Below are 14055 nucleotides of genomic sequence, written 5' to 3' on the forward strand. Positions count from 1 at the left end.
AAAATAATAAAATAAATAAAATAAACGCTTTTTAGGAGGCAATATGTCGATTCTATATTTGACTAACAAATATTATAAACTTGAAAAAAAATATAATACGATTATTATAAAAGACAAATACGAAAATGCAAAATCGTTCCCAATAGAAAAGATAGACAGAATAGTAATATACGGTAAAAAATCCATAAGTTCACAAATAATATGCGAATTTCTTAAAAGAGATATATCTTTATTATGGTTTTCTAAATATGGAAAATTTTTAGGAATGCTGGATACAAAAAAGCGTATAAATCCAATAATACATAAAAGACAATTCTTATTAAGCGAAAATAAAGATTTTAGTTTGAATATATCGAAAATATTTATTATTTCTAAAATAAAAAACTGCCGTATTCTGCTTTATAAATATAATAAAAAATATAATATAGATTTTGTATCTAAAACTATTTACAAATTGAAAGAATATATTAAAAAAATTGAATCTTCTTCCAATAAAACGGAAATTTTCGGCTATGAAGGAAATTGCGCAAAATTATATTTTAAAAGTTTAAATTATTTTTTGCCCGAAGAATTTCATTTTGAAAGTAGAACTAAAAGACCTCCTAAAGACGCGTTTAACTCTCTAATAAGTTTTGGATATACTATATTATTTTATGAAATATATACCGCTATAGAATATGTGGGACTTAATCCTTATATAAGTTTTATGCATAAACCGAGAAAAAATTATCCTTCTTTGGCGAGCGATTTAATAGAAGAATTAAGAAGCCCTATAATAGACAGTATAATAGTAAGTTCTTTAAGAAACAAATTATTTACTATAAATGATTTTGATTATTTAGACAAAAACGGAGCGGTTTATTTAAAAAATAAATCCTCAAAAAAACTTATAAATATTTTTGAAAATAAAATAAATAAAACGCATAAATATCATGTTTTTGATAAAACTTTTAGAGAATCTTTATTATTTCAAGCGCGGACGCTACTTAACGCTATTAAAGAAAAAAATTACGAATTATATAAACCTTTAAGTATAAGATAAACTAAAAATTAATTTGAGCGAGGCAATTTATATTATTATGAAAAGAGATTATACTACTTTAATTATATACGACATATCGGACGATAAAATTAGAAATAAAATATTTAATATCCTATCGGGCTACGGAAATAATATACAAAAATCTTCATTTGAATGCTTATTAAATAAAAGATTGTATAAAAAATTACTTTCCGATTTGTCAAAAATATGTCTGCCAGAATCGGATTCTATAAAAATATATAGATTATATAAATTTAAAATTTTCAATATTGGAAAATCTATAAATATTGATAAGAAACATTATATAATTTTATAAATAATACTAAAAAATTTGCAAAAATTTTGAAATATGTTATTATATAATCGATAAGTTCTTTGACATAAGAATTTTTCGCATAAGAACTTAAATTTATGAATATTTGCTTAAAATTATTTTATAATTGCATAGCTGGGCGAAAGTAAATATTTTTTATATTTATTATGAAAATATTTGCCTAATTTGGCGATTTTTAATTCGTTAAACCTATCTATGATATTAAAAAATGATACTAAAGTAAATATAATTGACAAAATCGTTTAAATTGAAATACGGAATATATAGACTAATTCCCCGTAAGGGGACGAAACTTTTCCATTACAGGAATAGAGCAACTAATTTGGACATCGCAATATATAGACTAATTCCCCGTAAGGGGACGAAACTTTTTGGGAATTTGTTATGGAATGGGTGTTAATCATTTGGCAGAATATATAGACTAATTCCCCGTAAGGGGACGAAACCTGATGTAGTATTTGGCGGGGTATGGGAGAAGGTGCAGACGAATATATAGACTAATTCCCCGTAAGGGGACGAAACTAAAAAAATCTACTACTGAACAAAATAAACCAGTTAGTAGAAATATATAGACTAATTCCCCGTAAGGGGACGAAACTATCGGACGAAGAGAAGAAAAACGAGGCTTTACTTGAAGAATATATAGACTAATTCCCCGTAAGGGGACGAAACATATAATTATAGATTCATTTGGAGAAGCATATCGAAGAAATATATAGACTAATTCCCCGTAAGGGGACGAAACTTACTTTACGTCCGCCCGAAATAGCAATCGTTTCAGGAATATATAGACTAATTCCCCGTAAGGGGACGAAACTTTCTGTTAATAATTCTATTTTCAAATCATTTTTTACATAATATATAGACTAATTCCCCGTAAGGGGACGAAACCTACAAATAAAGTATTCGTATCTATGAATTTAGTTTCAAATATATAGACTAATTCCCCGTAAGGGGACGAAACATTAAAGAATCTATTTCACTTTGAGGTAAAAATTCCATAATATATAGACTAATTCCCCGTAAGGGGACGAAACTTACCCTGTTGAAAACGGAGTAGATTATACAGTTGCACATATATAGACTAATTCCCCGTAAGGGGACGAAAACGATGATATGTTAGTATTTTTCGATTGCGGTGTAACGGATAATATATAGACTAATTCCCCGTAAGGGGACGAAAACTAGCCTTTTTCTCTTAACTTTATCGTGCAGTAAAAACCAAATATATAGACTAATTCCTCGTAAGGGGCAAAAAATTAAAGAGGCTGTCTTTTGGCAGTCTCTTTTTTAATTTTTAGTATAACAATGGTATAGATTAATAATTATTTAGATAAATATAATTTGTAGTGGTTATTTCAACTTTGAAAAGTAAAAAAATAAATATGTATCTCTATAATTTATTTTTCCAATATATAAATTATATTATACTATTAATTGATTTTGAACTTTTATTTTTACTTTCTGGATATCAGCATTTGTATATATTATTTTACTTTTTATTTTTACTTGTCTTTCTTTCCAATCAATAGAATGAAGATAAGCAAAATCTAAACTGTCATTTGGAACTATAAAGCACTTTCCACTATGAGCATTAAAATACTTTGATGAAACAACAAGCCACTTATCAATATTATAAAATTCAGGTATATTATGATTAAAATAAATAATATCAAAAAAGCTAGGACAGTTTTTATTAAATCCAATGGTATTATTTCCAATAATTTGATTTACAAAACTTTTAATTATTGAATTATATTCAAAATCTGATAACCAATTTGAAGCTGGTTTTGTAAAGTCTTTTTTATATATTAGTTGAAGTTGGTCTATTGTCATTATATCAAATCTACCACTAACTTTTATATTTTGGTGTGATAAATAAGAAATTTTTGCTTTTGTTGTAAAAGCAAAACCTAAAATATAATCATTGCCATCATATACGACTAAATATGGTCTTTTATTTCCTTGTTCATGCCCTTTAGAATATATATTTTGTGCTTCTATTATACCTTTTTTAGCATATTAACTCCTTTATAGTATTTTTATCAATTATTATTATATAGTTAAAAAATCACAATTTATATATAATTTTTTCAAAACAATTAATTATTCGTATTAGTATAAACAGTCCAATTTCCGTCAGGGAGTTGATAATAAGTGTTATTTATAAGTCTTTGAATATTTCTTCTGTATAAAGCCGTTTCCACTTCTTTAATATTCGCCATAGTCAGTTTTGGGTCTGAAAGAATCAAATATTCCGCTATAGTTCTTCTATCGGTATTTTCTTTTTCCATTATTTCTTTTATATATTTTATTCTCTCTTCGCCAAATTGATTTTTCGGATTCGATATTTCAAAAGCGATGTAGGAAAGATAGCCTTTATTGTTTTCGCCTAAATAAGAATTAGTTTTATATAAATTAATTTCATCCTGATTAAACATACTTCTTATTAAAGCCTCTTTATAATCGGAAGCTATTTCCTCCGAAACATTTGTGCTTACCATAATAAGACTTAAATCTTTTTCGCTCGATAAAGTCGATATTTGATAAGCGCTTTCGTCTATCTGTCTGTATCTTCCCAAAACCTGCGCCTCGATTAAAGTTTTTCCTCCCAAAACTCTCATTTCGGGTTCTCTAACCAATATAAGTTTTGAACAACTTGCGCTTAAAATACTAATAAATATAAAAACGATTATAATATTCAATTTCATTTTAATAAATCTCCGTAAACTAAAAATTAATTATTTCCTTCCAAATACGATATTACATCCGAAAATGGCATCGGCTCTAATCCGAATTTATCTCCCTCGAACGCTATCAACTGTTGTTTTTGCTGGCTTACTTTATCCAAATTTTGGTCCCTAAAATAAAAAGTCGTAAACACTTTATTTGCCGAAATGCTCACTTCAACCGCGTTGGCGTCATATCCGAATTGAACTATATTTTCAACCGTAGATATTCCAGGGTTAATCGGTCTTATCATTTCTATCAAAAATTTTGAAAATTCCGTAGACATTTTGCTTATTCCCACAAAGAAAGTCGCGGGTTTTATACTGCTTAAAGGACTTATTCCAATTCCAGAAATATCTCCCGTCAAATTAACGAGCAGTTTTTCATCGTCTATTCTGCTTCTATTTTCGGGCGAAAGCAAATATTTAAAATTAATATCGCTTGCCAAAATTCGCATATCGTATTTTATACTGCTTGCGTTGAAACTTCCCAAATCCAAATTGAGCCAAGGCAAATGTATAGCGCCTCTTCTCGGAGCCGTTCCGTTCGATATTGACTGCAAAAATAAATCGTTGTCAAATTTTTCGCCGCCTATATATAAAGAAGATTTTAAATCTTGAATCGTAATTCCATGTCCTTGAACTTTAACCGCCGAAGAAAAATCCGTTATTCTTATACTGTCGTCTATGAAAGGAGCTATTTTCAAATAAACTCTAATCTGTTCAAAAAATAAATTCGGAACTTCGCTGACAAGCGGAGTATATCTTGCGGCTGTGGATATGACTTGATTTTGAGTCGGAGTCAAATCAAAATTGTAATTTATATCCGATTTTAAGCCTCGCAATACGATTGACATTTTATCCGCAGAATCCATATTTACAAAAAAACCGTCCGCTATCAAATCTCCGTTTGCAATATTATTTTTCAAATTTCCGATTAAACTTAATAATCCTCCAATTTCCATTCCAAAAGGAAGATATAAATTTTCTGTGTCGAGTCCTATTTCATAATTCAAATCCGCATTTTTTATAACGGGAGTAAAATATCCGTCAACGCTAACTTTCAAATTATTAGTCGGACTTTCCAAATTAAATTTTCTTATATTGGCATGCAGATTTTCCCCAAAGTTTACATCTGCATCCGCCTGCAAAAAAATATCTTGAAGTTTATATTGTTCTTCGGTTGCATAAAAAGTGCTGTAATTCGTAAAACTTGCAAAAGTATCATCCAAAGACAAATTATAACCCAGTGCGCTCGTCATCCGAACATCATCATCAAATGGCATATTGTCAAGCAGCTCGGAAAATTTCGGAGAAAGCCATCGTTTCATCGAATAAGGCGCTATTCTTAAAGTATGAATATTTACGAAACCTTTTTTAAGTCCCATTCCTTCCAAATCTAGATATGATTTAAAATTCAAAAAATTATCCAAATCCAAATTAAGTTCGGAGACTTTAATAGTTTGCGAAAGTAAATCGGCGTTGGCAAGCAGTTTTAATTTTGCCTTTGCGGTAGACGAAACTTCTCCCGATAAATTATAAGAAAAATTATTGACAATTCCGTTTAAAGTGGCGTCTATATCGTTTATCAAATCTCCGAAAACATTTAAATCGGCATTCAAAGAACCTCTTGCAATTCCTCCGCTTAAATTTGCAATCGGCAAAGATTTTATATTTATATTCAAATCTGTAGGTTCGTCAAATTTTACCTCTCCTTTTGCGACAATATCGGAGTTAATATATTTAGTCGAAATATTATCAACATAAACGACTGTGTCCGATTTTTTTTCGGGGTTGCTTATTGCGGGAGCTACTGCCAAAAGTCCGTTTAATGAAGATACTGCTCTTAAAGACAAATCCGTTTTATTTATCATATATTTATTTAAAGCAAAAACTCTGTCGATAGTCGTATTATGATTAATTTTTATATCGTCTCTCGAAGCGCTGTTTTTATTATAATCATAATTTATTTTTGTGAGAGAATTTAAATTATTTACCGCTATTAAATTCGGCATAGACAAATTTATTTTTTCCAAAGACAAATCTAGATTATTATTTATGCTATTAATCGTTCCAGCAGTTTTTTCGGCATTCGCATTGATTAAACCGCTCATATTCAAGCCCAAAGAAGGCAAAAATATTGAAGTTAAACTATTAACTTTTTGCAAATCTATTTTAGCGTAGAAAGTGTCTAAATTGATTCCAATATTTTCTGAAAATATTTCCGTTGCCGATACGATGATTTTTAATATTTCGTCATTTAAAAGTTCCGAAGAAATATTATCGACATAGACGCTTTGATTTGTTATATTATATCTCGTTTGCAAATTGAAAGACGCCTGCATATCTTCTTTTTTAATTCCGTTATATTTAAAATCGGGCTTATCTATTTCAAAATCGAATTTTACCAAAATCTCGTTTTCGTTATTAGAATTGTCAATATTTAAATTGAATAGAGGATTATCTTTAAATGAAGTTTTTCTGTCGTTATAAGTCAAACTGTCGCTTATGAAACTTTTTATATCAATATCTTTCAATATTTCGGGCGCATAAACGCTAATCGCTTTTGACAGCGGAAATCTTTTTGTGTGAATATCCAAATGTAAATTGAAATTGCTTAAACTTGCTATAATTCCGTTATTCGTTTGATTTGTTATGTGAGATAAACTATCCGCTTTGAACGATAAATTATTGATTCTTATATTTTCAATATTCGCTTTAAATTTTAGAAAATCCAATTTATGAAAATCGAAAGGCGCTTTATTCGTGTCTTTAATTTTTGGTTCGGACGGCGGCAAATCTGGCAAATTCCAATTTCCGCTTTCATCCGTAAACATATTGATATATAAATTGTCAATTGAAAATTCTTTAATATTTAATTTGAGTAAAAATAAAGAAAATAGCGAAAATCTTAATCTCAAATTATCCATAGAAATATTTTGCGCTTCGTTAAAATTTGTAGAATTATAAAGAATAGCCTCGTTTATTTGTATATTTGGAAATAGTATTGAATATTTAAAATCGCCAATTTCCAATTTTCTATTCATTGAAGAATAAACTATATTTTCAATTAAATTTTTTACTCTTTCGTTATTAAAATAAATTCTCGCTCCGACAATCGCAAATATCAAAACGATTAAAATAATCAAAGGAATATATCTTTTTTTGAATTTCCTTTTTGGTTTCTGCTCGGCTATATTTTCAATATTCGTTTCCGAAGCGGAATCGGTTTCTATTTTATTTTTCTTCTTAAAAAAATCTTTCAGTTTCATGGTTTATATAATATATTCTTTATAAATAAAATGAAATAGCAATTTTTAATTTTCATATTCATAATAATAATAAGTTTCGTTATCGTTATCTTCATAATAGTAATAATAATCTGAGTTATAATCTTCTTCTTTCAAAATTATAATATCGTTCGTATTATTAAAATTGCTTTCCAAATTTTCTTCCTCATTATCGTAATAGTAATAATAATATTCGTCCGTATTTTTATTGCTTTTCGGCAAATCGTCATAATATCCGTAATTATAATCCATGCTCATTTCGTTCGATACGCTTAAATTGAATTCGTAATTTCTCGCTTTTGAAATTCCTTTTTTCCAAGCTTCTTTTGTAGAATCTCTTTCAAAGATTAAATAATATTTTCCCTGCGATAAACTAAATATATGCTCATCATCCGTTTGCGGCATCGTGATAATTTTTCCTAATGTATCGTTTGAGAAACTTATATTAATCGCTTGAGAATCGATTAAAAAATATTGAAATTTTACGCTCGATTTAATCGGAATATTAAAAGTAAAATAATCTCTGTCAAAAGAATAATCTATCGCTCCTTTATAAGTTTTTCCAAATTCTATAGTTTGCGATTCTTCGGGTTTATTGTTCGGTTCGTTTTCAGTATATTTATCGTAAGGTTTCGCTATTATATTCAATCTGTATGGAATATTTAAAACCGTATTGCTTGCCGTCAAAACAAAATAATAAGAAGAATACGGAGACAAAATTAATTTATCAATCGTCTCTCCGTCTCCGACATTATTTATATCTTTAATCGTTATCCAGTTTCCTTTGTGATTATATAGTCTTATGCTCGCGTCTATCGAAGGAACTCCCGAAAGTTCTATGGATATTGAATAAGTATTAAAAGAATTATTTGTAACTTTATAAGCGTCAATTTCCAAATTTTTCAAATCGCCCGAAGTCAAAACGGGATTATAAGTTTGACTGTAATATCCTTCTATTGTGTAGAGTCGATTATTGCTATTGACTTCAATAATTTGAGTATTCCCTATGTTGTCATTGGGTTCTTTTTCGTCCGATTCTTTATACTCTCTTTTTTGAAGTATCAAAGTATATTCCGTTTTTTCTTCGGATTCTATCGTTATATAATATTTTGGAAGCGTAGAAGATAGCATGTCATGTTCAAAATATATTCCTTTCATTATTTGAATAAAATTATTCGTTTGATTTTCTTCGTTATTTTCTTCGCTTATAACTTTTATTATATTTTTTTCGTTATCGAACAGAGTCATAGTAATTTTAGTTTTTGGAGAATTTGAAATATAAAAATCTATGATTTGCTCTTTTTCCGAATGAAAATAATAATAATCTTTTTTTGCAATTTCAGTTTTTCCGTTTATTCCGTCTTTTGAAATATATTGAGCCGTTTCAAAACTATAATTTTCGCCGTTTTTATTTTCCAATTTATATTTAATTTTACCGCATGAATTACATGAAATAAATAATATTAAAGTTAATAAAGTTATTAATTTTTTATTCATTTTTTATTTTCTTAATTTATAATATTCAAAATAGGTTTTGTAATGATTATATATTATTAAATGTATATATGCAATGAAATTATTCCTATTAAAATAATTAAAAATATGTTAAAATATATTCCATAAAAAAATAATTAAAATAATAAAATAATAAAATATTATGATAAATAAAATAAATAAATATTCCAATAAAAATATAATTCATACGATAGACGAATTATTAAGAAGATTATCGAATCTGCTTGCAATAGCTGGTTCTATTTTCGCAATATTCGTTTTACTTATGCAGATAAGGAAAATCGAAACTTATAATTTTTATATTGCGAATTACGAAAAAATAATAAATATCATAACGATTTGTTTTATATTTATACTTTTAGACCAAATAAGAATAGCGCCGAGAAAATTATATATAATAGTTCCGATTATTCAGATTTTAGGATTACTGCTCGTTAATTTTTTCAGTAAAAAATATTATGAGACAGATTCGAGCAGAATAATTTGGGTTATCGCTGGTTCGGTTTTATTCTTTTTGATTATAGTAATAAATTGGCTTAGATTATCATATTCAAAATTTACTTTATACCAATTAATCATAGCTTCTTTTATATTTGTAATAACTTTAGGAAGTTTGCTTCTTTATTTGCCTTTAAGCACGGTTAGCGGAAGTATTAATTTTATAGACGCTTTATTTACCGCGACAAGCGCAGTTTGTGTCACGGGGCTTACGGTTATTGATATTTCAAAGGAACTTACTTTTTTTGGAAGAATTGTCCTTATAATATTGATTCAAATAGGCGGACTCGGTATTATGTCGATTTCGGCGATAGTTCTTTTATTTTCGGTTAGTAAAGGAAGCGTGCAGGATAGAATAAGAACTTTGGAAATGTTTAATACTCAAAATAAAGATATCATAAGGTCAACTATTAAAGTAATTTTTTTAGCGACTTTCATAATAGAATTTGCGGGAGCGATTTCATTATTTACAGTTTTTAATAACGATTCTTCGGCAAAACTTGGCGAAAAAATATTTTCTTCATTGTTTCATTCTATAAGTTCTTTTTGTAATGCAGGATTTTCTTTATATTCGGACAGTTTGCATAGATATTCAAATAATATAACAATCACGGCTACCGTTTGTTTGCTTATAATATTTGGAGGAATCGGCTATCCCGTTATTTTAACCGTATTTTTTGCAATTAAAAATAAAATAATGAGAAAAAAATATATGATAGATATGCAAACCTCGATTGTTTTATTTACTACTTTCATTTTGCTTTTATTTGGATTTTTATTCATATTTTTTAACGAATATAACGGAGCTTTAAACGGTTTATCTTTAAGAGAAAAAATATTAGTTTCTGCGTTTCAAAGTATAAATCCAAGAACTGGTGGCTATGAAACTATCTCTTATAGTTCAATGAATAGCGTCACAATAGGAATAGTAATATTTCTTATGTTTGTCGGTGCGTCTCCAAGCGGAACGGGCGGCGGAGTAAAAACTACGACATTATTCGTATTCGTTTCTTCAATTATAACGGCAATAACGAATAGACCTTTTATAGTCGTTAGGGGAAGAAAGATAAAAGAATCGGCTGTTAATAAATCAGTTGCGATTTTCACTCTCGCTATGGCTATATCGGCGTTTGCGGCGCTTTTGATATTCTATATAGACGGATATAAAATTATGACTCCCGTCCTTTTCGAGGCGGTTTCGGCTTTATCGACTACTGGACTTTCTTTGGGAATAACTCCTTCGCTTTCAATATGGAGTAAAATAATAGTAATGTTTTTAATGTTTATCGGCAGAGTAGGATATTTAACTTTATTTATGAGCGTTGGTTCGATAGATAGAAGCAGATACGGTTTGATAGATTTGCCAACGGGAGATGTTACGATAGGATAGGTTAATGTTTTACAAAATTAATAAAATTAGATTTTATTTATATATTTTATAAATTTAAATATTTTAAATTAAGGTTAGATTTATGTTTAATAATGGAAAAAGTTTTTTAAAATTATTTTTATTTTTTATATTTTGGACGATTAATTTATATAGTTTTTCTTTGGACGAATTAACCGCGAAATTGGATGTCGACAGAGCGAATAGATTATTTAAAAATGGAAATTACGAAAGCGCTATAACTTTATACGAAAAAGCGTTAAGCAAAGTTACAAATTCTCCGCAAATTTATTATAATATGGGAACTACTATGGCATCGGTTGGCGAAATGGACACGGCGATACAATTATTCGACATGGCAAAAAATAATTTTAACGAAAATACAAGCAAATCCATGAAACATTCTACATATTATAATTCGGGAATAGCCAAAATAGAAAACGAAGATTATCAAGGCGCTATTGACGAACTTATTGACGCTTTAGTCCATAATCCGAAAGATGAAAATTCAAAAAGAGCGCTCGAATATGCAAGAAAAAAATTGGAAGAACAAAAAAATAATAGCGGACCTTCGAGTCCAAATTCTCCAGATGAACAGGATGGAGGAGAAGGCGATAGCGGAGATTCGGGAGATAATTCCGAAAATAATAATCAGAATAATCAAAATAACGAAAGCGATAGTTCGGATAATGATAATTCAGACGATGAAAATGAAAATAACGAGAGAGAAAATGAAAAATCGGATATTGACAGATTATTGGAATCTTTGAGACAATATAGAAAAGATAAAAATAACGAAGAACAATATTATGGCGGAGGAAGAATTGATAAAGACTGGTAAAACTATTTTATTGATATTCGCATTATCATTTAATTTTTTATTCGCCCAAACTACGATTACTGCAAAATTATCGGACGAAAAAATAGGAATTGGCGAAATTTTTACTTTATCGGTGACAATAGATAACGGAGCGGGAAAAATTACAATTCCAGATATAGACGGACTAATTTTGCGCGGAACTTCAAAAAGCGTAAATATGATGTATTCTTCTGGAAGCTTAAAAACTATTCAAACTTATAACTATAATTATATCGCGGTTAAAGAAGGATTTTATACGATTGATAAAATAACCGTAAAGGCAAATAATAACACATATATTGCAAATCCCGTTTCGATAGAAGTTTTAAGCGATTCGGTTAGAAACTCCACGCTTGGCAAACCCGAAGGCGATTCTTTCGAGCGATTTATGAATTATACGGAAGACATTATAGTAAATAATACGATTAATAAAAAAGAAGTTTATATTTACGAACCGATTTATATAGAACAAAAAGCATATTCGCATATTCCAGTTAATGTTATAGGAATTTCAAAAATTCCAGACAGAAACGATTTTTTATCTTATGCCGATTCTTCGGAAAGAAATTCTTATACGGAAATAATAGACGGAAAGAGAATAAATGTAATTCCGTTAAAAAAAGAAGTTTTATACGCGGTAAAACGCGGCAAAAAAAATATATTAACGACTCCTTTTGTATTTGAAAAAAATAATATGTTTTACGATAGAATTCAATACGGAGAAGAAGAATTTGAAATTAATGTTTTGCCTTTGCCGAGCAGTAAAGGTTATGAGAATTTTTCGGGAGCGGTTGGAGATTTTCAATTTAACGCTAAAATAAATAAAACCAATATTAATATCGGAGACGAAGTCTTGATTTCTATAGAAGTTTTGGGCGAAGGAAATATTTCGATTATAAATATGCCGAATATAAACGAGAATATAAAAAAATATTTTTCAGTTTATCAGCCTAAAATATTTGAAACAAATTGGTTTGAAAATAATAAATTAATGGGGAAAAAAACTAAAGAATATATTTTGGTTGCGACTAATAACGGAGATTATACAATTGAAAATATTGATTTTTGCTATTTTTCTCCTAACGATAAAACTTATAAAAATATTTATTCCAAAAATATTAACCTTACTATATCGGGAGATTATAATAATTTTTCTTTTGCTCAAAACAATATTCAAAAATCGGACATTGCTCCAATTCCGATAAAGAATAATATAATAAAAAATAAAAACGATAAAAATTTTCAATTATTGAATATGAATATAATTTATATATATGTTTTATTAATGATAGCGATTGCGATTATAATTTATAATTTTGAAAAAATAAAAAATTTGAAATTTAAATTTTTGAATAATTTTAACGATGGAAATAAAATCTCCGATATTGACGCGATATTGGAATATTATAATAAAAATAATCGAAAAGAATATTGCAAAAGTATAAACGAATTATTGATAAAAAACATTAATAAAAAATTTAATGCGGATTTGAAAGACAGTGAAGATTTATATAAAGAACTTAAAAATCGAAATATAAACGAAGAGATTATAAAAAATATAAAAGAAATAATCGATTCCTGCCAATTTGAATTATATTCGGGAAATTCTATCAATAAAAATGACGATTATCACACGAAAGCTATTAATATTTTAAAGGAAATGGAAAATATAAAGTGAAATATATAAAAAAAATCTTATTAATATTTTTAATGTTTCAATCTTGCTTATTATACGGAGAGATTGATTTTGATAAAATAAATTCAATATTTTCGGATGCCAATAAATTATACGAAGAAGGCGATTATTTTGAAGCGAATAATTTATACAGAAATATCGCTTCTTCAAATATAATTTCAAAAGATTTGTATTATAATATTGCAACTTCTTACGCGGAACTCGGAAGCAACGGGCATGCGATTCTTTGGTATGAGCGGGCTTTAAATATATCTCCTTTCGATAAAGAAATAAAAAATAATATAGAATTATTTAATCCAAACTCTTTGTCAAATCCTAAATATAATCAATCGATTTTAATTATAATTTTTTATTTAACTTTATTTTTATTTATAATATTTTTTACGATTTTAATAATTCTATTTATAAAGAAAAGAAAAATATATTATTTACTAATTATACTTTCGGTTTTATTTATCATCCAAGCGTTAATAAGTTATAATTTAATTAACGCCGATTATTTGATTGTAGTTAGCCGAACAAATTTATACAGAGGAGAAAGCGAAAGAACGGAAATAATATCAATTCCATACGAAGGCGAAAAATTTAGAATACTTGAAGAATACAGTAATTGGTATCATGTCAAAGGTTCTTTTAAGGGCTGGATAAACAAATCGTTCGCCGAAAAAATATAATGAAAGGTATTTAAATTTTATTATATTATTG

General features: G+C 28.0%; 10 protein-coding genes and 1 CRISPR repeat array. Of the genes, 6 read left to right on the top strand and 4 right to left on the bottom strand.

Annotation, left to right across the window (positions count from 1 at the left end; genetic code table 11):
• The first annotated feature begins 43 nt into the window (after positions 1–43).
• Both cas1 and cas2 read left to right on the top strand, forming a co-directional pair.
• Positions 44–1042 (top strand): CRISPR-associated endonuclease Cas1, encoded by a 999-nt coding sequence (gene cas1 / locus ACR0QS_RS05055; RefSeq protein WP_432632357.1) that lies wholly within the window; start codon positions 44–46, stop codon positions 1040–1042.
• Positions 1043–1079: 37 nt separating this feature from the next.
• The gene (cas2, locus tag ACR0QS_RS05060) at positions 1080–1358 is read left to right on the top strand and encodes a CRISPR-associated endonuclease Cas2 (protein ID WP_432632358.1); all 279 of its coding nucleotides are present in this window, start codon (positions 1080–1082) and stop codon (positions 1356–1358) included.
• 276 nt (positions 1359–1634) lie between these two features.
• Positions 1635–2635: direct repeats of the CRISPR family, unit length 35 nt; unit sequence AATATATAGACTAATTCCCCGTAAGGGGACGAAAC.
• A gap of 166 nt (positions 2636–2801) precedes the next feature.
• Here the strand turns inward: cas2 and ACR0QS_RS05065 are convergent.
• The 4 genes from ACR0QS_RS05065 to ACR0QS_RS05080 all read right to left on the bottom strand — a co-directional run bounded on the left by ACR0QS_RS05065 (position 2802) and on the right by ACR0QS_RS05080 (position 8892).
• Complete coding sequence (locus ACR0QS_RS05065; RefSeq protein ID WP_432632359.1) at positions 2802–3212, bottom strand: hypothetical protein; 411 nt, start codon at positions 3210–3212, stop codon at positions 2802–2804.
• A gap of 266 nt (positions 3213–3478) precedes the next feature.
• Entirely contained in the window at positions 3479–4087 is a 609-nt protein-coding gene (locus tag ACR0QS_RS05070) for a DUF1318 domain-containing protein (RefSeq protein WP_432632360.1), read from the bottom strand.
• 26 nt (positions 4088–4113) lie between these two features.
• Entirely contained in the window at positions 4114–7377 is a 3264-nt protein-coding gene (locus ACR0QS_RS05075) for an outer membrane assembly protein AsmA (RefSeq protein ID WP_432632361.1), read from the bottom strand.
• Positions 7378–7422: 45 nt separating this feature from the next.
• Positions 7423–8892, bottom strand: a complete 1470-nt coding sequence (locus ACR0QS_RS05080) for a peptidase (RefSeq protein ID WP_432632362.1) — start codon at positions 8890–8892, stop codon at positions 7423–7425.
• A 160-nt stretch (positions 8893–9052) separates the two neighbouring features.
• Here ACR0QS_RS05080 and ACR0QS_RS05085 point away from each other — a divergent pair, with 160 nt between their 5' ends.
• The 4 genes from ACR0QS_RS05085 to ACR0QS_RS05100 all read left to right on the top strand — a co-directional run bounded on the left by ACR0QS_RS05085 (position 9053) and on the right by ACR0QS_RS05100 (position 14024).
• A complete protein-coding gene (locus ACR0QS_RS05085) occupies positions 9053–10798 on the top strand; it encodes a TrkH family potassium uptake protein (protein ID WP_432632363.1) in 1746 nt (581 codons plus the stop codon).
• Between the two features lie 82 nt (positions 10799–10880).
• Complete coding sequence (locus tag ACR0QS_RS05090; RefSeq protein WP_432632364.1) at positions 10881–11636, top strand: tetratricopeptide repeat protein; 756 nt, start codon at positions 10881–10883, stop codon at positions 11634–11636.
• Positions 11620–13332, top strand: coding sequence for a BatD family protein (locus ACR0QS_RS05095; RefSeq protein WP_432632365.1), 1713 nt, complete (start codon positions 11620–11622; stop codon positions 13330–13332). Before ACR0QS_RS05090 ends, ACR0QS_RS05095 begins: the two co-directional genes overlap by 17 nt.
• Positions 13329–14024, top strand: a complete 696-nt coding sequence (locus tag ACR0QS_RS05100) for an SH3 domain-containing protein (protein WP_432632366.1) — start codon at positions 13329–13331, stop codon at positions 14022–14024. Before ACR0QS_RS05095 ends, ACR0QS_RS05100 begins: the two co-directional genes overlap by 4 nt.
• Positions 14025–14055 lie beyond the last annotated feature (31 nt).

Source organism: Brachyspira sp., from assembly GCF_050873525.1.
GTDB lineage: Bacteria > Spirochaetota > Brachyspiria > Brachyspirales > Brachyspiraceae > Brachyspira.